The organism is Pseudarthrobacter sp. P1, from assembly GCF_050156935.1.
GTDB lineage: Bacteria > Actinomycetota > Actinomycetes > Actinomycetales > Micrococcaceae > Specibacter.
Genome location: NZ_CP189584.1, coordinates 1,914,177 through 1,938,534, shown reverse-complemented (window position 1 = coordinate 1,938,534; position 24,358 = coordinate 1,914,177). Strand labels below are relative to the sequence as shown.

At 68.3% G+C, this 24,358-nt stretch carries 21 protein-coding genes and 1 pseudogene; 13 read left to right on the top strand and 9 right to left on the bottom strand.

Translation table 11 applies throughout. The features are described 5' to 3' along the window. Positions 1 to 5: 5 nt before the first annotated feature. Positions 6 to 968 carry a J domain-containing protein gene (locus ACQCSX_RS09170; RefSeq protein WP_427018679.1) on the bottom strand — a complete coding sequence of 321 codons (963 nt, stop codon included), beginning with the start codon at positions 966 to 968 and terminating at the stop codon, positions 6 to 8. 74 nt (positions 969 to 1,042) lie between these two features. Between ACQCSX_RS09170 and ACQCSX_RS09165 the strand changes: the two genes are divergently transcribed. Continuing rightward, a complete protein-coding gene (locus tag ACQCSX_RS09165; RefSeq protein ID WP_427018678.1) occupies positions 1,043 to 1,987 on the top strand; it encodes a diacylglycerol/lipid kinase family protein in 945 nt (314 codons plus the stop codon). Here the strand turns inward: ACQCSX_RS09165 and ACQCSX_RS09160 are convergent. The 4 genes from ACQCSX_RS09160 to folE all read right to left on the bottom strand — a co-directional run bounded on the left by ACQCSX_RS09160 (position 1,984) and on the right by folE (position 5,816). After that, positions 1,984 to 2,787: a pyrimidine reductase family protein gene (locus ACQCSX_RS09160; protein ID WP_427018677.1), complete on the bottom strand. Its 804-nt coding sequence runs from the start codon at positions 2,785 to 2,787 to the stop codon at positions 1,984 to 1,986. The genes ACQCSX_RS09165 and ACQCSX_RS09160 overlap by 4 nt on opposite strands. Further along, positions 2,784 to 3,743 (bottom strand): dihydropteroate synthase, encoded by a 960-nt coding sequence (gene folP / locus ACQCSX_RS09155; protein WP_427018676.1) that lies wholly within the window; start codon positions 3,741 to 3,743, stop codon positions 2,784 to 2,786. The genes ACQCSX_RS09160 and folP overlap by 4 nt, the downstream gene beginning before the upstream one ends. 8 nt (positions 3,744 to 3,751) lie before the next feature. Next, on the bottom strand, positions 3,752 to 5,014 hold the full coding sequence (locus ACQCSX_RS09150; protein WP_427018675.1) for an NAD(P)/FAD-dependent oxidoreductase: 1,263 nt from the start codon (positions 5,012 to 5,014) through the stop codon (positions 3,752 to 3,754). 169 nt (positions 5,015 to 5,183) lie between these two features. Continuing rightward, positions 5,184 to 5,816, bottom strand: a complete 633-nt coding sequence (gene folE / locus ACQCSX_RS09145) for a GTP cyclohydrolase I (RefSeq protein WP_427018674.1) — start codon at positions 5,814 to 5,816, stop codon at positions 5,184 to 5,186. Between the two features lie 75 nt (positions 5,817 to 5,891). On the opposite strand from folE, the gene ACQCSX_RS09140 reads away from it, so the two are divergent. From ACQCSX_RS09140 to ACQCSX_RS09130, 3 genes and pseudogenes are all read left to right on the top strand, one after another. Further along, a complete protein-coding gene (locus ACQCSX_RS09140; RefSeq protein WP_427018673.1) occupies positions 5,892 to 6,584 on the top strand; it encodes a helix-turn-helix transcriptional regulator in 693 nt (230 codons plus the stop codon). Positions 6,585 to 6,741: 157 nt separating this feature from the next. After that, entirely contained in the window at positions 6,742 to 7,641 is a 900-nt protein-coding gene (locus ACQCSX_RS09135; RefSeq protein ID WP_427018672.1) for a hypothetical protein, read from the top strand. 273 nt (positions 7,642 to 7,914) lie between these two features. After that, positions 7,915 to 9,394: pseudogene (locus tag ACQCSX_RS09130) on the top strand (amidohydrolase family protein). On the opposite strand, the gene betT reads toward ACQCSX_RS09130, so the two are convergent. After that, entirely contained in the window at positions 9,298 to 11,505 is a 2,208-nt protein-coding gene (gene betT / locus ACQCSX_RS09125; protein WP_427018671.1) for a choline BCCT transporter BetT, read from the bottom strand. The pseudogene ACQCSX_RS09130 and the gene betT sit on opposite strands and share 97 nt — an antisense overlap. A gap of 293 nt (positions 11,506 to 11,798) precedes the next feature. On the opposite strand from betT, the gene ACQCSX_RS09120 reads away from it, so the two are divergent. From ACQCSX_RS09120 to ACQCSX_RS09110, 3 genes are all read left to right on the top strand, one after another. Beyond that, the gene (locus ACQCSX_RS09120; protein WP_427018670.1) at positions 11,799 to 13,022 is read left to right on the top strand and encodes a cysteine desulfurase family protein; all 1,224 of its coding nucleotides are present in this window, start codon (positions 11,799 to 11,801) and stop codon (positions 13,020 to 13,022) included. 129 nt (positions 13,023 to 13,151) lie between these two features. Further along, a complete protein-coding gene (gene mnmA / locus ACQCSX_RS09115; protein ID WP_427018669.1) occupies positions 13,152 to 14,291 on the top strand; it encodes a tRNA 2-thiouridine(34) synthase MnmA in 1,140 nt (379 codons plus the stop codon). 130 nt (positions 14,292 to 14,421) lie between these two features. After that, positions 14,422 to 15,024, top strand: coding sequence for a TIGR03086 family metal-binding protein (locus tag ACQCSX_RS09110; RefSeq protein ID WP_427018668.1), 603 nt, complete (start codon positions 14,422 to 14,424; stop codon positions 15,022 to 15,024). 289 nt (positions 15,025 to 15,313) lie between these two features. Here the strand turns inward: ACQCSX_RS09110 and ACQCSX_RS09105 are convergent, their stop codons facing one another. From ACQCSX_RS09105 to ACQCSX_RS09095, 3 genes are all read right to left on the bottom strand, one after another. Next, the gene (locus ACQCSX_RS09105; RefSeq protein WP_427017057.1) at positions 15,314 to 15,889 is read right to left on the bottom strand and encodes a transposase; all 576 of its coding nucleotides are present in this window, start codon (positions 15,887 to 15,889) and stop codon (positions 15,314 to 15,316) included. Beyond that, entirely contained in the window at positions 15,829 to 16,419 is a 591-nt protein-coding gene (locus ACQCSX_RS09100) for an IS110 family transposase (RefSeq protein ID WP_427018667.1), read from the bottom strand. The genes ACQCSX_RS09105 and ACQCSX_RS09100 overlap by 61 nt, the downstream gene beginning before the upstream one ends. Before the next feature lie 192 nt (positions 16,420 to 16,611). Further along, entirely contained in the window at positions 16,612 to 17,109 is a 498-nt protein-coding gene (locus tag ACQCSX_RS09095; RefSeq protein ID WP_427018666.1) for a cupin domain-containing protein, read from the bottom strand. Positions 17,110 to 17,189: 80 nt separating this feature from the next. Between ACQCSX_RS09095 and ACQCSX_RS09090 the strand changes: the two genes are divergently transcribed. The 6 genes from ACQCSX_RS09090 (at position 17,190) to ACQCSX_RS09065 (ending at position 24,281) form a co-directional block, all read left to right on the top strand. After that, on the top strand, positions 17,190 to 17,810 hold the full coding sequence (locus ACQCSX_RS09090) for a TetR/AcrR family transcriptional regulator (protein WP_427018665.1): 621 nt from the start codon (positions 17,190 to 17,192) through the stop codon (positions 17,808 to 17,810). Positions 17,811 to 17,875: 65 nt separating this feature from the next. Then, on the top strand, positions 17,876 to 18,589 hold the full coding sequence (locus tag ACQCSX_RS09085) for a type 1 glutamine amidotransferase (RefSeq protein WP_427018664.1): 714 nt from the start codon (positions 17,876 to 17,878) through the stop codon (positions 18,587 to 18,589). Between the two features lie 147 nt (positions 18,590 to 18,736). Beyond that, on the top strand, positions 18,737 to 20,374 hold the full coding sequence (locus ACQCSX_RS09080; RefSeq protein ID WP_427018663.1) for an ABC transporter substrate-binding protein: 1,638 nt from the start codon (positions 18,737 to 18,739) through the stop codon (positions 20,372 to 20,374). 138 nt (positions 20,375 to 20,512) lie between these two features. Continuing rightward, a complete protein-coding gene (locus ACQCSX_RS09075; RefSeq protein WP_427018662.1) occupies positions 20,513 to 21,604 on the top strand; it encodes an ABC transporter permease in 1,092 nt (363 codons plus the stop codon). Between the two features lie 2 nt (positions 21,605 to 21,606). Further along, the gene (locus tag ACQCSX_RS09070; RefSeq protein ID WP_427018661.1) at positions 21,607 to 22,593 is read left to right on the top strand and encodes an ABC transporter permease; all 987 of its coding nucleotides are present in this window, start codon (positions 21,607 to 21,609) and stop codon (positions 22,591 to 22,593) included. Next, complete coding sequence (locus tag ACQCSX_RS09065) at positions 22,590 to 24,281, top strand: ABC transporter ATP-binding protein (protein ID WP_427018660.1); 1,692 nt, start codon at positions 22,590 to 22,592, stop codon at positions 24,279 to 24,281. Before ACQCSX_RS09070 ends, ACQCSX_RS09065 begins: the two co-directional genes overlap by 4 nt. The last annotated feature ends 77 nt before the right edge of the window (positions 24,282 to 24,358 follow it).

Sequence of the window (24,358 nt, the reverse complement as noted above, 5' to 3'; positions counted from 1 at the left end):
AGCGGCTAGTGCATGCCGCCCAGCAGCCGGGAGAGCACCTGCAGGTCCACCACGTTGGGTGCCGGTCCGGCACCGAGGAAGTGCTTGACCTCGCGCACCAGCCGGGCCCCGTTGGCCACCTGGACCAGGTCGCTGCCGTCGGGCTCGCTGCCGCGGGCATAGTCGATCACGGGCTGGTAGAGGTTGCCGTCGGGGCTGTGAACCAGCACCCAGCCGGTGACGTTGCATTCGGGGAAGAGTTCCTGCATCTTCCGCACGGCCGGCAGCAGCCGCGGCGGCTCGATCACCTTGGACCCGTGCACCAGGGTCTGCCCGTTCCAGCGGTAGGCGCCCTCCGGCAGCATCATTGACCCCAACAGCACCAGCCGGTAGCCCACCAGCAGGGCGTGGTCGATGTACCCGTTGTCCGCGGGGGAGAGAAGCCCGTTGACCAGCCGGGCGGAGGGGATCTGGGAGAGCACCTGCTGCATCAGCAGCTGGATGGTCCGGGCCTCGCGCGCCAGCCGGGCCTGGGCGCCAAAGAGGCCGCGTTTGCGCGGGGCACCGTGCACGGGATGGGCCGCCCGGGTGCGCGCCAGCAGCGGGGTGCCGCCCGCAGGCAGGGATTCGTAGGCCGGGACATAGACGGTGGGGTCCGACGACGACGCGCGGTGCTCGCGTGGGCGGGCGTCGGTGCGGAATCCGGCCGCGGGAGCATCGGGGCCCGCAGTTGAGGCGGACCAGCCGCCCTGCCGCGTGCCGGCGGACCCGCGCCGGTTGGCCCCGTAGGACCTGTCGTAGGCGGCCCGCCGGGCCGGGTCGATCAGGGTTTCGTAGGCCTCGGTCACCTGGCGGAAATGTGCCGCGTCGCCGCCGTGGTCCGGATGCGCCTTGCGGGCGGCCTTGCGGTAGGCCAGCTTGATCTCGCGCTCGCTGGCACCGGCTTGGATGCCCAGCACCTGGTAGTGCGTGGGGACGTTCCCGTTCACAAACGCACCTTTCCTGTGGCTGACGCGGGCATGGTTCATCCTACCGGCGCGGGCCCTGACATAATTGCGTTCCGATGACTATCCCCACGGCGCCCGGGCCCTCCGGCACTGGACTGCGGATTGCCGTGGCGATCAACCCCCGGGCGGCGTTTGGCCGCTCCCGCCATGCCGGTGAGGCGGTGGTGGCGCGGCTGCGTGCCGCCGGACACCGGGTGGCCGTGCTGCGCCGGGCCGGCTATGCACAGCTCTCCGCGGCGGTGGACGCCGAGCTGGCCGCCGGGGCCCAGGCCCTGGTGGTGGTGGGCGGGGACGGCATGGTGCATCTGGGCGTGAACGCCTTGGCCGGCACGGGCATCCCGCTGGGCATCATTCCGGCCGGCACGGGCAACGACACGGCCCGTGGGCTGGGCATTGCGCGCACCAGCATCGATGCCGCCGTCGACCAGTTCCTGGCCGCCACGGCCCGCGCCCCGCGGACCATCGACCTCGGGCGGTTGGATGCGGACGGCCGGGAACCGGTGTGGTTTGCCGGCGCGCTGTCCGCCGGCTTTGACGCGTTGGTCAACGAGCGGGCCAACTCCTGGCATTGGCCACGCGGCAACGCCCGCTACAACCTCGCCATCGTGCGCGAACTCGCCACGCTCAAGGCCACCCGCTACAGGCTGGTGGTGGACGGGGTGCCGGAAGAGCTGGGCGCACTGCTGATCTCCGTCTCCAACGGGGTCTCCATCGGCGGCGGCATGAAGATCACCCCCGACGCCCGCTACGACGACGGCCTGCTGGACCTTTTCGTCGTCGCGCCCGTCTCCCGGGCCACCTTCCTGGCCATCTTTCCGCGCGTCTTCAGCGGCCGGCACACCACCCACCCCGCCGTGAGCATCCGCCGGGCCGCCAGCGTGTCCATCGACGATGTTTCCGTTGAAGCTAAAGCTGTCGTGGGCTACGCCGACGGCGAGCGGGTGGGCCCGCTGCCGGTGACGGCCACGGCGGTGCCCGGCGCGCTGAAGGTCTGGTGCTAGGGCCGGACCCGGTTCTCGCCGCGCACATAGCGCAGGAAGAGCATGGAGCCGCTGCGCAGTACATGCGCCAGCTCCATCTCCGCGGGCACCTCCAGCGGCGGCCCGGCGGCGATGCGTCCGGCACCGCCGGCGGCCAGCTTGGCGGAGAGCGTCAGGCAGAGTTCGTCCACCCGGTGCGCGGCGGCAAAGGTGCCCAGTACATGCGGGCCGCCCTCGGAATGGATGCGCAGCCATCCGCGCTCGGCGAGGGCTGCGATGGCGGAATCAACGTCCAGGGTGGTCTCCCCGGCGTCGACGACGTCGGCCACGGTGGCCAGTGCCGCACGGCGCGCCTGCGGGGCTGATGCCGTGGTGAGGACGACGGGGCGCACCGGTGCCAGCCGGAAGAAGTCGATGTCCGGATCCAGGTCCAGGCTGCCGGAGACGACGGCGATCCCGGGGTGGGCGCTCTTGCCGTGCGCCACGCGCCACTCCTGCGCGGCGGTGTCCAGCAGTGGGCCCGCGTAGCCCTCCACCCGGATGGTCGAGGCTCCCACCAGGAGGACATCGGCCAGCCGGCGCAGCAGCAGGAAGATCCGCTGGTCCGCCGCATTGCCCAACCCGCCGGACCTGCCGGCGACCGTGGCCGCCCCGTCCACCGAGGAGACAAAGTTGAAGCCGACCCAGGTCCCGCTGCCGTCACCGGAAGCAGGCCCGCTGCCACCGTCCACAGAAGGTGCCGCGTACCAGTCCAGCAGGTCGGCGTCGCTGGCTTCCCCGGAGGCTGCGGGGAAGATCCGCTCGATGGGTTCCCCGCTCACCGCTTGGCCGGCTCGTTCGCATCGCCCATGTTGTGCTTGAGGTAGGCCGGCGCCCGCCAGCCCAGCGTGGCCTCGGTGAAGCGGACGGCGGAGTGCGACGCCGCGACATTGTGCATCCGCACGATCCGGGCGCCGCCCAGGATGCAGATCACCGCCGCCGCCAGCGATCCCTCCAGTCGGTCCGCCTTGTCCTGGTTGAGGGTCTCGCCGATGAAGTCCTTGTTAGACACGGCGGCGAGCGCGGGATAGCCCAGCGTGGCGACCTCGTTGAAGCGGCGGGTGATTTCCAGCGTGTGCAGGGTGTTCTTGTTCAGGTCGTGGCCGGGGTCGATGATGATCTTCTCCGCCGGGACGCCGAGCGAGAGTGCCAGCTCGGTCTTGCGGCGCAGGAAGTCCGCCACCTCGGCCACCACGTCGCCGTACTGCGGGCGCGGGTAGCTGGTGCGGGGTTGGGCCAGGCTGTGCGTGATCACCAGGTGCGCACCGGTGCTGGCCACCACCTCGGCCAATTCCGGGTTGGCGAGTCCGGTGGTGTCGTTGATGACGTGGGCACCGGCCTTGATGCTCAGCTCGGCCACCTCCGGCAGGAACGTGTCCACGGAGATGATGACGTCGCTCTTGGCCGCAACGGCCTCGATCACCGGCACCACGCGGTCCGCCTCCTCGGCGGCGCTCAGGGCCGGGCCCGGCGAGAACGGCACGCCGCCGATGTCCACCCAGTCGGCGCCGTCGTCCACGGCCTTGAGCGAGGCGGCCACCGCGGCGTCCAGGGCAAAGGTGGCGCCGCCGTCGTAAAAGGAGTCAGGCGTGCGGTTGATGATGGCCATCAGCGCCACCTGGCGGCTGAAGTCCAGCGTGCGGGCGCCGAACCGGTGCACGGGGTGCAGCAGCTGCGGCTCGAAGAAGGGGGATGCGGTGCCGGAGCGGAACTGGCTGGGGTCCTGGAGAATTGTCATCCCCTCCATCAAATAGCCTCGAGTGCCACGGCGGGGTCAGCCAGCCGCCGCGTGTCGACGGTGCGTCCGGAATGGATGAGCGCCTTGATTGAGTCCTGGACATCCCAGACGTTGACGTTCATGCCGGCCACCACCTTGCCCTCGCGCAGCCAGAAGGCGATGAATTCGCGGCTTTCCAGGCTGCCGCGGACCACGAGTTCGGCATCCTTGGCCAGGGCGCCGTAGCCGGAGTACTCCATGCCCAGGTCGAACTGGTCCGTGTAGAAGTAGGGGATGTCGCTGAGCACGGCGTTCATGCCCAGCATGGAGCGGGCCGCCACCTTGCCGCCGGCAATCGCGTTGGCCCAGTGCTCGCTGCGTGCGTGGGCGCCGGTGGCCGGGTGCAGGGCGTTGGCCACGTCCCCGGCGGCGAAGATGTCGGGAGCCGAGGTCTGCAGGTGGGCGTTGACCTCGATGCCGTTGCTGATGGCCAGTCCGGCCGCCTGGGCCAGGGCGGTGTTCGGGACGACGCCGACGGCAACCACCACCAGGTCCGCCGGGATCGTTTCGCCGGTGCTGGTGGTCACGCTGGCCACCTTGCCGGCACTGCCGCCGTCGGCCCCGTTGATGGACGCGGCGGAGGCCGGCAGCCGGAACTGGACCCCTGCCTCAAGGTGCCTGTCCATGAACACCTTGCCCAGCTCGGTTCCGATGGCCGCGCTCAACGGCACGTCTTCAAGCCCCAGCAGGGTGACCTCGTTGCCGAGCTCGCGGGCGGTGGCGGCGATTTCCATCCCGATCCAGCCCGAGCCGATGAGCACCAGCTTGTGCCCGCCCGCGGAGAGCAGCGCCTTCAGGCCCTCGCTGTCGGCCTTGGTCCGGAAGTAGTGCACGCCGTCCAGCTCCAGCCCCGGGAGGGGGATCACGCGCGGGCTGGCGCCGGTGGCCAGCAGCAGCTTGGCGTAGTGCAGGGTGCGCCCGCTGGCCAAGGTGACGGTGTGGCCGGCAGGGTCGACGCCGGTGGCGGGGTCCGCCGTCACCAATTCCACGCTGTGGTCCTCGTACCATTGCGCCGGATAGGGGTAGAGCGCCTCCTCGCCCTCCTTGCCGGCCAGGAAGCCCTTGGACAGCGGCGGGCGCTGGTACGGCAGTTCCGCCTCCTCCGTCACGATGGTGATGGCACCGGCAAAGCCGTCCGCCCGCAGCGACGCCGCGGCCGTGGCGCCGGCCAGTCCACCGCCCACAATCACCATGGAGTGCTCAACGTGCCCTTGTGCTGGTGCTGCTGTCATCGTGCTGCTCATTTCGTCTGGGGGACGGTTTGATTAGATTCTCCGCCGGAGCAGCCGCCGTGGGAACCGTCCACTGTGGAACGGTGGTGGAACGGCGGCACGGTCCGGTGGAACGGCGCTCTGGCAGTCCGGTGCGCGGGGCGGGTGGCAGGCTCGCGCGGGTGGCGGGCTACTGGGGGAACTGGCGGCGCAACGGGCCGCCGGGTTCCAGCAGGCCGGTGAAGACGGAGGTGCGGGTCAGCGTGCCGGCGGACTGGACGCCACGCAGCGACATGCACATGTGCTCGGCCTCCAGCACCACGCCCACGCCCCGGGGCGCCAGGGTTTCCTCGAGCCAGTCCGCCAGCTGCTGGGTCAACCGCTCCTGCACCTGCAGGTCCTTGGCGAAGAGCTCCAGCCCGCGGGCCAGCTTGGACAGGCCAAAGAGGCGCTCGCCGGGCAGGTAGCCGATGTGCGCGACGCCGCGGAAGGGCAGCAGATGGTGCTGGCAGAGCGAGTTGAACGGGACGTCCTTCACCAGCACCAGGCCCTGGTAGCCCTCGTCGTTGGGGAACGTGGTCCACGACGTCGGACGGGGCGTGAGCATTTCGGCGTAGGCCGCTGCCACCCGGCGCGGAGTGTCGGCCAAGTGGGCATCGGTGGTGTCCCGGCCCAGTGCCCGCAGGAAGTCCGCGATGGCCGCCTCGGCGGCCGGCAGGTCGATGCCGGCGCCGGTGGCCGGTCCGCCGAACTCCTGGGCAAATTCGGCCAGGGTCCCGCCGTCGTCGGACAAAGCGCTGCTCTGCGTGCTTTGGATGGCCATCGCACTCCCTTTCTAAAGCTTGTTTTTCCGACTTTAGAAGTGCAGACTCGAATGGTCAAGCTATTGTGACTGAACATGTCCACCAACGCACCCGAGGAGGCTCCCATGGCGCAGATGGCCGAACCGCAACGCCTGGCCGCCGTCGCCGCCCTGGGCGATCCCGTCCGCAAGGCACTGTTCCGGCTGGTGCAGACGAGCGCGGAACCGCTCGGGCGGGAGGACTGCGCCGCCGCTCTGGGCCTGCCGCGCAGCACGGCGCTGGCACAGCTGGACCGGCTGGTGGACGCCGGACTGCTCGAGGTGGAGTTCCGCAAGCTGGGCCCGCGCACCGGTCCGGGTTCGGGGCGCCCGGCCAAGCTGTACCGTGCCGCCGTCGCCGAGGTTGCCGCCTCCGTTCCCGAGCGCCACTACGATCTGGCCGCTGTACTGCTGGCCCGCGCCGTGGAACGGTCCATCGCCACCGGCGGCCCCGTGGCGGACGCACTGGGGGAGGTGGCCTTCGCCGCCGGCGTGGAGTTGGGGGAGCGCGAGGGCAGCATGGCAGCGGTGCTGGACGCCACCGGGTATGCGCCGCAGGACGACGGCGACGGCGGCTACGTGCTGGCCAACTGTCCCTTCCACCGGCTGGCAAGGGACCATACCGAGGTGGTGTGCTCGCTCAACGGCGCGCTGCTGGCCGGTGCGCTCGCCGGCTGCGCCGATGCCGGACTCCAGGTGGTGCCCGATCCCGGCGGCGCGTTCTGCTGCGCCCGGATCGAGCGCACCTGACCTCGTTGGTCGGCAGTCCAGGATTTTCCGGCGACTGTGACCCCAGGCCGCAAGCGGCCTCAGGTCCCTTGACGTCGCCTACAAAAATCCCTCCCTGCCGCCGGCGGTCGAGTTCGCCGAAACCACCGCTGGTCGAACTGGTCGAGACCCGGGTAGGGTGGCCGCATGGAATCTGTGGGGGGATGGTCCTGGCTGCTGGATCGCCGATGCCCTGGCGCCGTACCACTCGCGCGAGCGCCGCGGCCTGGCCGGCTCCACCGTGGCCGCAACGGTGCCGGACAGCTTTGAGGCGTATGTGCGCATCCTGCATCCGGTGGTGATGAACACCCTGGACATCAACGGCACCTTCCACTTTGGAACCACCACTTGGGCGGACGTGGCGGCAAAGACCGGCCGCACCATCCACCCGGCCGTGCAGTTCGCCGCCATCACAGGCCTGCCGCGCGGCGAACAACTGATCCTGGGCGACCAGCATTACGGCAACCCCATCGAGGGGAGGCTGGAGCCCTTTGCGCTCGCTGCCCTGGCCGACGTCGTTGGCCGTTTCACGTCCACGCCCGGGGATGTTTACCTGGCCATCTGGGACGGCTGGGGCGGGCTGCACGAGGGAACATCGGTCAGCTATGTGCCGGCCGCCGAGGAGGGCGCGGCGGCCACTGCCGCCCAGATCCAGGAGGCTTTCGACCTTGCGCTTCGACAAATGCAACTGCGTGGGTTGAGCGAGGAAATGCTGGACAGTTCCATGGTGGACGTGGCCAACGGGTACCGGTGCTTCTATGTGGAGCGGAGCACCATTGCCGGGCTGGCGGCCCCGCCGTGGAACGGGGAGGCGCTGCCGCAGTTCACCCAGAGCCCCAACCTGGCCTGGCCCGAAGACCGCGCCTGGTGCCTGGCGACGGAGATTGACTTTGACTCCACGCTCGTGGGCGGCAGCCGGGAACTCATCGCCGCGATTGTGGCCCACCCCGGCCTGGAGGCCCTCCCGGTGGAGCTGGCCACAGACCTTGCCTGGCACGCCGACACCGTCAACCCACTGCCGGGCGATTCCGGTGGTTGAGCGCAGCGGAGCTTGCGGAGCCGAATTCCGGTGGGCCGGGAGTATCCCCCGGGTTTCGCCGTCGGCCGCGGGGGTCTCGGTCCCCAGCCGCTCCCACAGCTCGCAAGCTCGCTGCGGGTCCCTCGCGGCAGTGGGCCCCCCGCTCGACCAGCGGGGGTGGCGGGGGTCTTGAAGGGCTCGACCGGCGTGGGACGCGGCAGGGCATTGACGCCGGGCCGGCCAGATGTTGTGCTGTCCGTGTCGGCAGGAACCACCGTTGGGGAAGGCGCCACCATGAACCGTCCATCGATTGCTTCCAGCCGGTTTGCGGTCCGGGCCCGCCGGCTTTTTGACGGGGCTTCCCTGCTCGATGCCGAGTATCCGGCGGTTGTCATCGAGAACGGGCGCATCAGCGCCGTCGAACGGTCCGGAAGGGTGTCTGCGGACCAGATGCCGGTCCACGATCTGGGGGATGCCACCCTGCTGCCCGGCCCGATCGACACCCACACCCACCTTGCCTTCGACGCCAGTGGCCAGGCGGCCGAGAACGTGCAAAATGCCTCGGAGGAGGCCCTGCTGGCCGGCATGCGGGCACGGGCGCGGTCCATGCTGGACCACGGCATCACCTCGGTCCGGGACTTGGGCGACAGGGACTACCTGTCCCTGCGGATCCGCGGCGAAACCGTGGCGCACCCGGGAGCCGGCCCGCGCATCCTTGCCGCCGGCCCGCCCATCACCACCACGGGCGGGCATTGCTGGTTCCTTGGGCTGCCAGGCCGACGGTGCGGCCCAGATCCGCGCCGCCGTCGACGAGCATGCCAGGCACGGCGTGGACGTCATCAAGGTGATGGCCACCGGCGGTCGGATGACCCCCACCACGGCACCGTACGAATCGCAGTATGCGCTGGAGGAACTGCGGATGGCCGTGGACCAGGCCCACTCCCACGGTCTGCCGGCCGCGGCCCATGCGCACGGCCGGCAGGGCATCATTGATGCGCTTGCGGCGGGCTTCGACACCCTGGAGCATGCCAGTTTCATGACCGCGGGCGGCTTTGAGCCCGATCCAGAGGTCATTGAGGCCATTGCACGTGCCGGAACCATTGTCTCGGTGACCCTCGGGCAGGTTCCGGGGGTGGACATCGATCCGTTCATGGAAAGGCTCATTCCGCGGATCCTGGTGCACATGAAAAACATGGCGGACCGCGGGGTGCGGATTACGCTCGGCCCGGACAGCGGCGTCGCCCCGGCCAAGCCACACACGGTCCTGCCGCATGCCGTGGTCCAGCTGGCCCAGGCGGGGGTCGGTGCCGCGGGGGCGCTGGCGGCCGCCTCCGGCACGGCGGCCCAGGCATGCGGCCTTGACGGCCGGGTCGGCCGGATCGCCCCGGGCCTTGACGCTGACCTGCTGGCCGTCAGAGGGAACCTGCTGGCGGACATCACCGCCATCCACCAGGTCGCGGCCGTCTACCGCCGCGGGCACCGCGTCCTCTGGCTGAGTGGGTCCGAATGGTCCCCGTGCCGCGTGGCCGTGGACCGGCTCTTTGCCCAGGCCGCCGGCATCATTCCCGGGATGTCCCGCTTGGGGCAAAGCCACACAATGAAAGGCGAGGCGCTACTGGGAGCCCGCCCACACCGGCACCCGCCCAAGTGCATCAGGCGCTGTCCGCGGCAGGGCAATCACTCGTCGATCCGCTCCACGTCCCCGACGTTCTTGGGCACGTGCGGTATGGCGCCGGTTGACGGTGGCACAGGTGGCGTGATCTCCGACGGGTAGGCATGCTCGTTGGAGTATTGGAGGAACGACAGATGCGCCTCGTACCGGTCCAGGACATCGTTGATGACCTGCTGGCGGCTCAGGCCCATGAGGTCATAGCCCTCCGTGCCGGTCTGGGTGAACACTTCGAGTCTGTAATATACGTCGATCTCCCGTGGCATGCTGCGTCCACCGAACATCGGCACGGGTGCCTCGACCGCTGCCACCTGATAGTGGAAATTGCGGTGATCTTCCATGGTGACCACAAGGGTGTGCTCATCGATGCCGGTTTCCGCACTAGCCCTGGTCGTGAGCTCAGCGTCATAGCCAAGCTCGTTGAATTCCATGGCCACGTCCTGCAGTGCCGGCTGCACAATCCGCTCGACGTACTGCGCCACGGCCTTATTTGACGGGTAGGAGCGCAGCTGCGCCAGACGCTGGCGCCAGGTCTTCTCCGGGGTCTGGCCTCCGTGCGCAGCAACTGAATGCCGGCGCATCACCTGGCTCTCACGCTCGGCCCGCTCCATCCTGAGCACCTTCGAGAAAGAGGCCATGACGAGGTAGGCGATGATCGTCACCGGAAAGGCAAAAATGAGCGTCGCGTACTCCATCGTCACCACGCCGCCGGCCACGAGCATGGCCACCGTGAGAAGCGCGGTAATCAAGGCCCAGAAGATGCGCAGCCACTTCGCGCCGTCCACGGCAGGATCGGGGATCGAGGAGGAGAAGTTAGCCATCACCATCGCACCGGAATTGGCGCTGGTGAGGTAGAACAGCATGCCGGACAGCGTGGCCAGTCCGATCAGAAACGGGGCTCCCGGGAACATTTCCAGGAGCGCATACCAGCCGTGCTCGGGGCTTGCTATGGCCAGCCGCGCAAACTCCACATTCCCATCAAGGACCTCGCGGAGGGCACTGTTGCCGAAGATTGAGACGATGAAGAAATCGCACAGCACCGGTGCCGTGATGGCGGCGATGACGAATTCGCGCAGCGTCCGTCCGCGGGAGATCCGCGCCAGGAAGAGCCCGACAAACGGTCCCCACGCTAGCCAGAAGGCCCAGAAGAACAGTGTCCAGCCGCCCATCCATGCCGAGCCGGAGTCCTCATAGGCGAAGGTCTGCAGTGTGCGCTCCGGCAGGGTGAAGAGAAAGCGGCCGATGTTCTCAACCATCGCGTTGAGCAAGAATGCAGTTTTGCCGGTGACGAGGATGTAGACCATCATTGCCCCCGCGCACCAAAGGTTGAGCTCGGAAATCAACCGGATACCCTTGTCCACGCCCGAAACGCATGCGGCGATGGTCATGACCACGGCGACGATCACGAGGGCAATCTGCAGTGCACGTCCTTCCTGCAAGCCGAAAAGCCAGGCAAAGCCGACATTGAGCAGCACGACACCGATCCCCATCGAGGTCGCCACACCGAACACGGTGCCCACCAAGGCGAAGACGTCAATGGCACCGCCGGTGGCCCCGCGGACCCGCTTGCCCAGGAGCGGGTAGAGGGCAGCCCGGATGGAAAGTGGCATGCCCCAGCGGTAGGCGAAGTATCCCATTGCCATGCCCAGGAGCGCATATATTGACCAGCCGGCCACACCGTAGTGGAACATCGTCCAGACCACTGCTTCCCGGGCGGCTTCGGCAGATTTCGGTGTGCCAGAGGGAGGAGAGATGTACTGGGCGACCGGTCCGGTCACAGAGAAAAAGAGCATGTCGATGCCCACTCCGGCCGCGAAGAGCATCGCGACCCACGTGAACAGGTTGTATTGCGGCCGGGAATGGTCGGGGCCGAGCCGGACGCTGCCCTCCCTGGAGAAGGCCACCCACAGGACGAAGAGGACGACCAAGGTGATCGTGAGGACGTAGAACCAGCCGAGGTTCGCGGCAATCCACGTGACAACGGAATGCATGGTGTCCACTGCGTTGCTGGGCATAACCATCGCCCAGATGGAGAAAATGATGACAATGGCCGAGGAGATGACCAAGACGGGCCAATTGACTCGAGGGCCGCGGTTCTCGGCAAGTTCGGCTGGCCCCTTGCTTAGCAGCTCGTTGCTGGAAATCGGTGGACGGTTCTCCTCGTCGTCGCGCGCCTTGGGCCGCTCAGGCCCGCCGAACCGGCTGCGCTCGACCATTGGCCGGGGGGCTGCATCCCGTGCCTTTTGCGCGTCGTCTGCGTCTGCCAATCGGTTTCCCTCGGTTTCCGTTGCGCGGATTAGACCTCTAGGGCTCGGCATCGGATCGGCGTGGTGCGGGCGCAGACCTGACGGCACACGGACCCCGGGGGCCCTTCGGCTTCCCCATGGTAGGCCACATGCGAAAGGGTCCGGTAGTGCCGGATAGTCCCGGTCCGCTTGCGGTTGCACCGGTCCGGCGGCACCGAAACGGCTCCGGTAGCCCGGCGGTTTCCGTGCCGTAGAATTGATGGGTGCCCGTGTACCTAGACCACGCGGCGACCACGCCGCTTTCGGCCCCGGCCCTCGCCGCACTCACCCAAGAACTCAGCCGCAGCGCAAACCCGTCCTCGCTGCACGGCTCCGGCCGTCGTGCCCGGGCCACGGTGGAGCAGTCCCGCGAGGTGATTGCCGCAGCGGCCGGCGCCCACTCCTCCGAGGTCATCTTCACCTCCGGCGGCACCGAGGCGGACAACCTGGCGGTCAAGGGCCTGTTCTGGCAGCGCCGCGACGCCGATCCCCGCCGCACCCGGATCCTGGCCAGCAGCATTGAGCATGCCGCCGTGCAGGACGCCGTCGAATGGCTCCAGAAGCACGAGGGCGCCGAGGCCGTCTGGCTGCCCGTGGATGAAACCGGCACCGTCCGCCTGGACGCGTTGGCCGCAGAGCTCGCCGACGGCGGTGCGGACACCGTCGCGCTTGTCACGGTGATGTGGGCCAACAACGAGGTCGGCACCATCCAGCCGATCGCCGACGTCGTGGCCCTGGCCAGGGAGCACGGCATTCCGGTGCATTCGGACGCCGTCCAGGCCTTCGGCTCGGTGCCCGTGCACTTCAAGGATTCCGGCCTGTCCGCGATGAGCGTCAGCGCGCACAAGATCGGCGGCCCCGTGGGCGCCGGCGCCCTGTTCCTGGGCCGTGACGTCAAACTTGTGCCGGTGCTGCACGGCGGCGGGCAGGAGCGCGGCGTGCGTTCGGGCACGCTGGACATGCCCTCGATTGCGGCCTTCGCCGCGGCCGCCGCCGATGCCGCCGCGCACCTGGCCGGGGAATCGTTGAGGATCGCAACGCTGCGGGACACCCTGATCGCCGGCGTCCGCCAGGCAGTCCCCGAGGCCGTGCTCCGCGGTGCGGACCCACAACAAAACCCGGCGTATCGGCTGCCCGGCAACGCGCATTTCACCTTCCCGGGCTGCGAGGGGGATTCCCTGCTGTTCCTGCTGGACATGGCCGGGATAGAATCCTCCACCGGCTCCGCCTGCACCGCCGGCGTGCCGCGCCCGTCCCATGTGCTGATGGCCATGGGGCTGGACGAGGACACCGCCCGCGGCGCCCAGCGCTTCACCCTCGGGCATACATCCACGCCCGGGGACGTTGAGAAGTTTGTGGCCGCACTGCCGGCCGCCCACGCCATGGCCAAACAGGCCGGCATGGCAGCCCATGTGTCCACCATCCAGACAGCAAGCACCCGGGGCTGAGCGCCCCGGTGGACGGGCCTGTCGAGACCAGGTCCCGCTCCCCAGCCGCTCCCGAGGCTCGCAAGCTCGCTTCGGGTCCCTCGCGGCCGGGGCCCCAGCCCGACCAGCACGACTATCGAAAGGCAAGTAATGCGAGTTTTGGCCGCCATGAGCGGGGGAGTGGACTCCGCCGTCGCCGCAGCGCGGGCCGTGGAGGCCGGGCACGACGTCGTCGGCGTCCACCTGGCGCTGTCCCGGATGCCGGGCACGCTGCGCACCGGCAGCCGCGGCTGCTGCACCATCGAGGACTCCACCGATGCCTGGCGTGCCTGCGAAAAACTCGGCATTCCGTACTACGTCTGGGACTTCTCCGAGCGGTTCAAGGAGGACGTGGTCCAGGACTTCATCGACGAATACGCCGCCGGCCGCACGCCCAATCCCTGCATGCGCTGCAACGAGCGGATCAAGTTCGCCGCGCTGCTGGAGAAGGCGCTGGCCTTGGGCTTTGACGCCGTCTGCACCGGCCACTACGCCAAGGTCCTCACCGACGCGGACGGCAATCCGGAGCTGCACCGCGCCGCGGACTGGGCCAAGGACCAGAGCTACGTGCTGGGCGTGCTGACCCATGAGCAGCTCAAGCATTCGATGTTCCCGCTGGCCGACACGCCGTCCAAGGCCGAAGTCCGCGCCGAGGCCGAGCGCCGCGGCCTGTCCGTGGCCAAGAAGCCGGACAGCCACGACATCTGCTTCATCTCCGACGGCGACACGGCCGGCTGGCTGGCCGAGAAGATCGAGATGACCGACGGCGAGATCGTCGACGAGACAGGTGCCACCGTCGGCGCGCACACCGGCGCCAACCAGTTCACTGTGGGCCAGCGCCGCGGCCTGAAGCTGGGCACCCCGGCCGCCGACGGCAAGCCGCGCTTCGTGCTGGAGATCCGCCCCAAGGAGAACAAGGTGGTGGTGGGCCCGCACGCGCTGCTGGCCATCGACGAGCTGCGCGGCATCAAGGTCTCCTGGGCCGGCCTGCCCATCGCCGAGGTCGCCACCGGTGCGGAATTCGACTGCTATGCCCAGGTCCGCGCCCACGGGGATCCCGTACCGGCCCGCGCCATTGTGGAGCAGGTGGCCGGCGACGACGGCGTGTCCCGGGCCCGCCTGACCGTCACCTTGGTGGAACCGCTGCGCGGCGTCGCCCCGGGCCAAACGGTGGTGCTCTACCAGGGCAGCCGCGTGCTGGGCCAGGCCACCATCGACTCGGCCCGCTCGCTGGCGCGCCCGGAACTCTAGCACCCCGGCACGACTCTTTGGGGCGCTGGCATCCGGTGCCTGCGGCGCACTGTGTCATACGCCCACCGGGCTTTGCGCTCTGGCGTAGACTGCGGTCAACGCCGAGAAGAGCTACGGAAGGACGTGCCGCATGAGTCCCCAATCGGGCCCCAATCCACTGATCCTGCTGGACCGCGCACTGGAGCAGTGCGCCTCGATCATTTCAGGCATCGGTGCGGACCAGGCGCATCTGCCCACCCCCTGCCATGACTGGGATGTTGCCACGCTCTTGCACCACCTGGTGGTGCAGGACCTGCACAACTTCACCGTCGCGGCCCGGGGCGAAAACGTCGACTGGCAGGCCTCGCGCACGGTGGTTGGCGCGGACTGGTCGCACCGTTTCCGCGACAGCGCGGCGGTGCTCAAGCGCACCTGGGCCGCGGCGGACCTGAACCGGCTGATTGCCCTGCCCGGCGGCGGCGAGGCCCCGCTGCGCAGCCGTGCCAGCCAGCAGATCGCCGAGTTCACCGTGCACGCTTGGGACCTCACGCAGGCCACCGGCCAGCGCGTCCAGCTCGACACGGCGTTGGCTGAACACTCGCTGCTGTGGAGCCAGCGCATGCTGCGCCCGGAATTCCGCGGCCGGGACAAGACCTTTGGCATCGAGGTGCCCGTGCCCGAGGACGCCCCCATCTACGACCGGCTGGCCGGCTGGTTTGGCCGCGACCCGCAGTGGGCCCGGGCCAAGCGCTGATATGTAGGTTGGTCAAGAGGCAGAGATGAGCGGCTCCCAGCGTTGGTGTTGGGGGCCGCTTCCTTGGGTGCCGTCCGGGTGTGGCGGTCGTGCTGGCGAGTCGTGTGTTCGACTGCAGTGTCAGGCTGATATGCGCGGATTGGGTACCGCATGACGATTGTTCGGCTGGGGCGTATCGCTGTCTAAGATCGAGCATCAACGGTGTGGCCCGTTTGCTCATAGCGCTGTCCCGAGTTGGCCCCAAAGTGCTGCCACGTCACGACCGCCACTTGCCCGGAGGGCACGTTCTTCACGCCGCGTTCATGCGTTCCCCCGGTTGCAGGGGTGCGGCCAGGGACCAGCACCAGCCGGCGAGCTCCCTGGCGATCGCGGTGTTGGCTGTGACGGAGCGTTTCTTGCGGGCATCAAACTGCTCCCATTTGCGGTGGAGGCGGTGGTTGCCTTCCAGGGCACGGATCCAGGTGGCCGGGGCAACGAGGTCCAGCTGGCCCAGCAGCCGGGCTCCGGGCCGGGCGTAGGGGCGCCGGTGCTGCCAGGCTGCCTCGATGAGGAGTTTGCGCCCGTATTTGCTGCCGGCCTTGGTGATCGGTCCCTGGTGCCGGGATTGGCCCGAGGACTGCTCGCTGGGCACGAGCCCCAGGTAGGAGCCGATGGTGGCCCCGGTGAACCGGGTCCAGTCGCCGATCTCCACGGCGAGCCCGAACCCGGTCGTGACCTGGATGCCGCGCAGGCACATCAACGCCTCAACCACCGCGGTGTACTGGCAGTCCTTGGCGGTCTGGGCGACGCGTTGGTCAATGCGCTTCAGATGCGCTGCGAGCAGTTCGGCCTGTTCAACGTCGGCCTCGTAGGTGAACTGCAGCACCGGTGAGTCAAAGCGCTGCCGGTGCAGCCACAGCAGGTGCTCCTTCGTCCACTTCGTCTCCTTCGGTACCGGATGCCGTGGCGGAGCAGGATCGCGTTCACGTGCTGGCGGGCATGGGCCAGGTCCTTCGCCGCGGTGGCCCGCAGCCGGGAGAGGTCCCGCAGGTCCTCCTGTTCCCGCGTCGGCACCCGCACCTCGGTGACGGACCCCACGGCGAGCATCTCGGCCAACAGACGGGCATCGCGCTTGTCGGTCTTGACCTTGTCGCCCGGGGCCCGCAGCAGCTTCGAGGACGCCGCGACCACGCAGTCGATGCCGGCCTCGCGCAGGAACCGGGCCAGCACATACCCGGTCGGCCCGGACTCGTACACGGCCTTCACCGGCGGGGCGAAGCGGCGGATCCACTCCAACACCACCGCCGGGTCGGAGTGGATCTGCGCCTGGACCAGCTCGCCGGTATCGGGGGCCAGCGCACATCCCGCGACGGAAACCGCGTGAACATCCAACCCAATAAACGTATGCTCGTACATAGCCGGGACCTCCCAAAAGTCACATGTGGCACTACCCATGCAACCCTTGCGAAGGCCGGTAGGCCAAGGGGTTGTTCACTGGCAACCCACGAACGCTGTGAAACAGAAGGCCCCGGCCCTCACCTCATATCGTCTAAGACGGCCGCACCTGCCAGTGGATGCGCCGTGGGGTGCCCGGCGCGTGCGGAACCCTCACGGTGCACCAAACGGCGGCGGACCCAGCAGCTCAATGCCCCCGTTGCGCTGCGCCGAGTCCCGGACGCGGCCGAAGTCGACGCCGCCGTGCCCCGGATCATCGTCGTCAAGCGGAACGCTGGCATCCCAGTAGAACGCCTGGCACAGCCCTGGGGTGTGCAGGCACAGCAGCCGCGTTGAATCCGCCAGCACCTTGAAGGCGTGCGGGACGCCGCGCGGTGCCGTGGCCATGCCGCCGGCGCCGATCCGGTGCTCGGCGCCGTCCAGATGCATCAGGATCTCCCCGCTGAGGACGATCATGGTCTCATCCGACCCGGGGTGCGTGTGCAGCGGGGTCGTTTTGCCCGCCGACAACTGGTCCTCAAAGAGCAGGAAGGCACCGGCCGTCTCCGCTTCGGTGGCCTTCCAGACATGCACTCCGCCCCCGTAGAACCAGCGGCGGGCCCCTTCTCCCGGCTGGCGGACGATGGGTGCAAAGGTCTTGTTCGTGTCCATGGGACTCGCCTCTTGGCTGTGCGTTGCAGTCTTGTTATGGGACTAATGTCTCATAACAAGACTGGAGTACCATAAGTTCCATGTCAACCCCCTACCAGGACGCCGGACGCCGGGCCCAAAAGCAGCGCACCTACGATGCTTTGGTCGCTGTGGCCCGCGGGCGGGTGACCGCGGGGGAGGCCCCCACGGTGGACGAAGCCGCGGCGCTGGCCGGCGTCGCGCGCAGCACTGCGTACCGCTATTTTCCCGGCCAACGCGAGCTGTTGGCGGCAGCGCATCCGGAGACGGCGCGGACCTCTCTGCTCCCGGCCGACGCACCGGCGGATCCGGGCCTGCGGCTGGACGCCGTCGTCGTCGAATTTACGGCCCTGATCGTGGAAACCGAGGCCCAGCAGCGCACCATGCTGCGGCTCTCACTGGAGCCGCGGGGTCCCAAGGATCCGCCGTTGCCGCTGCGGCAGGGGCGTGCCATCGCCTGGATTGGCGAGGCGCTGGAGCCGCTGCATGGGAGCTTGCCCCCGGCGCAGTTGCACTCGCTCGTGCTGGCGATCCGCAGTGCGATAGGCATCGAGGCGCTGGTCTGGCTGGTCGACATCGGCGGGCTGTCGCGCGCAGACGCCGTGGCCCAGATGCGCTGGCATGCCCAGGCCCTGCTGGAAACGGCGCTGAGGACACCGCCGCCGGGGCGCCTCGAACACTAGCGCCCAGTGTTCTCCCCACCCTCGCTTCGCTCGGCCGGGGCCCCTCGAACACTAGGCTTGGCTCCATGACGAATGGTGAGCCGAAGAGGGTCCTTGTTTTGACGCATGTGCCGTGGGAGGGGCCGGGGCTGGTGGCCACGGCGCTGGCGGACCAGGGCGTGGGCATCGACCAACGCAGCATCGTCCACCAGCACAATCCGCACCTGCCGGACGTCTCGGAGCTGGCCGGCCTGGTGCTGATGGGCGGCCCGATGAACGCCGCCGACACCCCCGGCCACCCCGGGCTCGCCCACGAGGCCGCGCTGGTGCGGGCCGCTGTGGCCCAGGCGGTCCCGGTCCTGGGCATCTGCCTGGGCCACCAGATCATTGCCCATGCCCTGGGTGCGCCGCTGGAGCTCAACGCCACCAGTGAGGTCGGGCTGGGCCCCGTTGACGCCGTCGCCGGCGGCGCGCTGGCCGGGCTGGACACCGACGTCGTCCATTGGCACAGCGACAACGCAGGCCTGCCCGCGGGCGCCACGCTGCTGGCCAGCACGCCCGGCTGCCCCAACCAGGCCTTTAGCCTGGGCAGCGCCATGGGCCTGCAGTTCCATCTGGAGCTCGACGCCGCCCTGCTCACGGCCTGGCTGGACGAGGGCGGGATGGCCGCGGAGCTGCCGGCGGGGCTGGAGCCGGCCGCGCTGATGGAGCGCTTTAGCGCGCATGAGGCCGAACGAACGGCGGCTGCATTGGCCGTTTTTGCTCCGTTCGCTCGGGCCGCGGCGGCGAACGCAATATAAACATCTGGTTGCAACTATTCCTCTTTGGCCAAAAACCCGCCCCTGTCTGATAGAAACAAAGGCATCACGTATGTGGTTCACATCACAGGGTGCGCGATCCATGCGCCCGTCGGAACCACATCGCATTCGTCGACAGAAAGTTTGCAGATGGCTAAGAACAAGATGGGCCTTCGCTACATGGTTGCCTTTGCCGGTGTTTCGGCCCTGGCCCTGACCGCATGCACGGGCCCCAGTGGTGGGGGCGCCGGTACAGGAACGGGTGGCGCCAGCGGCGCACCGATCACATTTGGCACCACGGACAAGGTCACCTTCCTTGACCCGGCCGGTTCCTACGACAACGGCTCATTCATGGTGATGAACCAGATCTACCCGTTCGTGCTCAATTCCAAGCCAGGCAGCGCCGACCCGGTGCCGGACATCGCCGAATCGGCGTCCTTCACCTCCCCGACGGACTACACCGTCAAGCTCAAACCCGGCCTCAAATGGGCCAACGGCACGGACCTTGACTCCAAGGACGTGAAGTTCAGCTTCGACCGCCAGATCAAGATCAACGATGCCAACGGACCGGCCACCCTGCTGGGCAACCTGGCCAGCGTCGAGGCCCCGGACGCCACCACAGTGGTGTTCAAGCTCAAGGACGGCAACGACCAGACCTTCCCCCAGGTGCTCACCAGCCCCGCCGGTCCGATCGTGGACGATACCGTCTTCCCGGCCGACAAGGTCCTCGACGACGACGCCATCATCGCCGGCAAGTCCTTCGCCGGCCAGTACACGATCGAGTCGTACAAGAAGAACGAGCTCATCAGCTTCAAGGCCAACCCGGCCTACCAGGGCCTGCTCGGCAAGCCCGCCACGGACAACGTCACGGTGAAGTACTACGCCGATTCCAACAACCTCAAGCTGGATGTCCAGAAGGGCGACGTCGATGTCGCCTCCCGCTCGCTGACGGCCACCGACATCGAGAGCCTCAAGAGCGACAGCAAGGTCAAGGTTGATGTGGGCCCCGGTGGCGAGCTGCGCTACATCGTCTTCAACTTCGACACCATGCCCTTCGGCGCCAAGACCCCCGAGGCCGATCCCGCCAAGTCGCTGGCCGTGCGCCAGGCCATGGCCGACTCCATCGACCGCGACGCCATCGCCAGCCAGGTCTACAAGGGCACCTACCTGCCCGCGTACTCCTTCGTGCCGCAGGGCTTCACCGGTGCCACCGAGCCGCTGAAGACCATGTACGGCGACGGCACGGGCAAGCCGAGCGTTGAGAAGGCGAAGCAGGCACTCTCCGACGCCGGCGTCACCACCCCCGTGGTGCTGAACCTGCAGTACAACCCGGACCACTACGGCAAGTCCTCGGGCGATGAGTATGCCGCGGTGAAGGACCAGCTGGAGAAGACGGGCCTGTTCACGGTGAACCTGCAGTCCACCGAGTGGGTCACCTACGCCAAGGACCGCACGACGGACGTCTACCCGATGTACCAGCTGGGCTGGTTCCCTGACTACTCCGACGCCGACAACTACCTGCGGCCGTTCTTTTCCGCGAACAACTTCCTGAAGAACCACTACAGCAACGCCGATGTCCAGAAGATGATCGAGGAGCAGGTGACCACCACCGACCCGGCGGCCCGCACCAAGCTGATCGGTGACATCCAGGCTGCCGTGGCCAAGGACCTCTCCACCCTCCCGCTGCTGCAGGGGGCCCAGGTGGCCGTCTCCGGCGCCGGGGTCAAGGGCGTGAAGGACACGTTGGACGCGTCCTTCAAGTTCCGCCTGGGCGTACTGTCCAAGTAGCATCACCACCACATTGGCTGGCGGTGGAGGCGGGGCGTCCAACAGGAACCCCGCCTCCACCGGCACCCGGCGGGCCCGCGGTCTGCCGGATCGAGACTTCTGCGCACCACATCCCGTTCAACGAAGAACAGAGCTCCAATGACAACGCTTATTGAGGCGCCGCCGGAAGACGGCGATGAACTCCTCCCCACCAAAAAGGGCAAGTCAGGCGGTGGTCTGGGCAAATACCTGGCCATCAGGTTCCTGCTGATCTTCCCCACCATTTTCATCCTGGTCACCCTGGTGTTCTTCCTGATGCGGATCACCGGCGATCCCATCACGGCGGCCCTGGGCGACAGGCTCCCGCCGGAGCAGTTGGCCCAGCGCATCCACGAGGCCGGCTACGACCGTCCCGTGATCGTGCAGTACTTCGAGTACCTGGGCCAGATCGCCACGGGCAACTTTGGCCGCACCATCTCGGACAACCTCAAGGTCACCGACATGCTGGCCACCTACGGCACGGCCACGCTGGAACTTGCCCTCAACGCCCTCGTCGTGGCGCTGGTGGTGGGCGTCCCGCTGGGCATGCTGGCCGCCTACAAGCGGGACAAATGGCCCGACGCCGTGCTGCGCGTCTTCGCCATCCTTTTCTACGCCACCCCGGTGTTCTTCGCCGGCCTGCTGTTGAAGCTGGTCTTCTCGGTGGGCCTGGGCTGGCTCCCGGTGGCCGGGCGGGCCAAGACCGCCAACGAGATTGCGCTGAACCAGCTGGGCTCACCCACCGGGATCTACTGGCTGGACGCCATCCGCAGCGGCAACGTGGCCGCGCTGGCCGACGTCACCCAGCACGCCATCCTGCCGGCCATCGCGCTGGGCCTGCTCACCGGTGGCGTGTTCCTGCGCCTGGTGCGCACCAACGTCATTGGCACGCTAAGCAAGGACTACGTCGAGGCCGGGCGCTCGCGCGGTGTCAGCGAGTTCCGGCTGGTCACCAAGCACGCCTACAAGCCGGCGCTGATCCCGATCATCACCGTGATGGGGCTGCAGATCGCCCTGCTGCTCGGCGGTGCCGTGCTGACCGAGACCACCTTTGAATGGAAGGGGCTGGGCTTCCAGCTGGCGCACTACCTGACCGCGCGCGACTTCGTGGCCGTCCAGGGCATTGTGGCCCTGCTGGCCGTGATCGTGGCGCTGACCAACTTCATCGTGGACGTGGTTGCCGCACTTATCGACCCGAGGGTGAGGTACTAGCCATGGCGCGCAAGGACCAACCGCTGATCCGCCGGCTGCCGATCATTTCCCATCTGCACAAGAGTGTGGGCCTGCAGCGGGGCATGCTGGTGGCGGGCATCGTCATCACAGCGCTCTTCTTGCTGACCGCGCTGTTCGCCCCGCTGATCGCCCCCTACGGGTTCAACCAGAAGTTCGACATCAGCCAGGCGCCGCCGTCGTCGGCGCACCTGTGGGGCACCACAGCCGGCGGCTACGACGTCCTCTCCCGCACCGTCTGGGGCGCCCAGACAGCTGTGTTCGTGATTGTGGTGGCAGTGCTGCTGTCCATCTTCATCGGCGTGGCGCTGGGCCTGGTCTCCGGCTACCTCGGCGGCTGGCTGGACCGGATCCTGGTGGTGGTGGCGGATGCGATCTATGCCTTCCCCACGCTGCTGCTGGCCATCGTGATGTCCATTGCCATCAGCCACGGGCGCTCGAGCCTGTGGGGCGGCATCTTCTCCGCCGCCATCTCCATCACCGTGGTGTTCATCCCGCAGTACTTCCGCGTGATCCGGGCCGAGACCATCCGGCTCAAGGCCGAGCCGTTCGTGGAATCGGCCATGGTGGTGGGCGCCTCCTCGGTGCGCATCATGGCCAGGCACATCTACAAGAACGCCACCCGGACGCTGCCGCTGATCTTCACGCTGAACGCCTCCGAGGCCATCCTGACCCTGGCGGCCCTGGGCTTCCTGGGCTTCGGCATCGAGCCGTCGTCGGCCGCGGAATGGGGCTACGACCTCAACCACGCACAGTCCGACGCCACGGCGGGGATCTGGTGGACGGGCGTTTACCCGGGTGCGGCCATTGTGCTGACGGTGCTGGGGCTGACGCTGCTGGGCGAGAGCATGAACGACCTCAATGACCCCCGGCTGCGCGGGCGCCGCCGCGCCGGCAAGGTCCGCAATGCCCCCCTGGCCCCGGCCGGCACACCCGCCGCCGTCGACCCCGCAAAGGAGGTGGCCCTGTGAGCCGCCACGCTTCAGCCCCCGCCGATCCCACGGGGGAACGTCCGGTGCTGAGCATCGAACACCTCAAGGTCACCTTCGCCACCGACACCGGCGACGTCAAGGCCGTGGACGATGTCTCCTTCGCCGTCGCGCCCGGGGAGATCCTGGCCATCGTGGGGGAGTCCGGCTCGGGCAAGACCGTCACCGCCAAGACCATCCTGGGCCTGCTGCCGGAGACGGCCATCAGTTCCGGGGCGGTGCTGATCAGCGGCAACAACGTCATTTCGGTGACGCCTGCCCACCTGCGCCAAATCCGCGGGCTGGAGGTGGCCATGGTGTTCCAGGAGCCGTCCACGGCCTTGAACCCCGTCTACACCGTCGGCTGGCAGATTGCCGAAGGACTGCGCGCGCACGGAAACGTGAGCAAGAAGGAGGCGCGCACCCGCGCCATCGAGGCGTTGGGCAAGGTGGGCATCCCGGAGCCGGAGAAGCGGGTGGACTACTACCCGCACCAGTTCTCCGGCGGGCAGAAGCAGCGCGTGGTCATCGCCGCGGCGCTGGCGCTCAACCCCGGATTGATTGTGGCCGATGAGCCGACGACGGCGCTGGACGTCACGGTGCAGGCGGAGATCCTTGAGCTCCTGCGCGAGCTCCGGGACGTCTACGGCACCTCCATTGTGCTGATCACGCACAATATGGGCGTCGTGGCGGACCTGGCCGACCGCGTGGTGGTCATGTACCAGGGCGATGTCGTGGAGGAGGCCACCGCCACCAGGCTCTTTGAAGCCCCGCAGCAGGACTACACGCGCAAGCTGCTGGCCGCGGTGCCGCACCTGGGCCGGAACTCGGCCTCGGAGGGCATGGCCACGCGTGCCCACCAGGACGCCGAAGTGCTGGTGCGGGCCACCAACCTGGTGATCGAGTACCCGGGCCGGCTGGGCAGCCCGTCCTTCCGCGCCGTCGACGACGTCTCCTTCACCATCTCCGCCGGCGAGGTCTTTGGCCTGGTGGGCGAGTCGGGCTCGGGCAAGACGACCATCGGCCGGGCCATCGCGGGGCTGAACAAGACCACCGGCGGCTCGCTGAAGGTGCTCGGCTACGAGATGCTCAACTTCAAGGAGCGCTCCTTCCGGCCGCTGCGCAAGGACATCGGGTTCGTCTTCCAGGACCCGGCGGCCTCGTTCAACCCGCAGCTGACCATCGGCGAATGCGTGGCCGAGCCCATCCTGATCCACGAGGACCGCTCCGCCGCCGATGTCACCAAGCGGGTGGAGGATCTGCTGGAGGCGGTGCAGCTGCCGCGGGCCTATGCGGACCGCTATCCGCACGAGCTCTCCGGCGGCCAGCGCCAGCGCGCCTCGCTGGCGCGCGGACTGGCGCTGAACCCGAAGCTGCTCATCGCGGACGAGCCCACCTCAGCCCTGGACGTCTCAGTGCAGGCCAAGGTGCTGGAGCTGTTCAAGGAGATCCAGGCGGAGTTCGGTTTTGCGGCCCTGTTCATCAGCCACGACCTCGCCGTCGTCGACATGCTCAGCCACTGGGTGGGGGTGCTCTACAAGGGCAAGCTGGTGGAGGAGGGGATCGGCAGCGTGGTCATGGGCAATCCGCAGCATGACTACACGAAGCGGCTGATCGCCTCGCTGCCGGTGCCCGACCCGGTGGAGCAGGCCCGGCGCCGCGAGGCCAACCGCGCCCTGCTCTTCGGCTAGCCTTGCGCCTCCGCGAACCGTCATTTGTGGGCAGTCCCGCGGGACAACACTGCCCACAAATGACGGTTCGCGTGGGT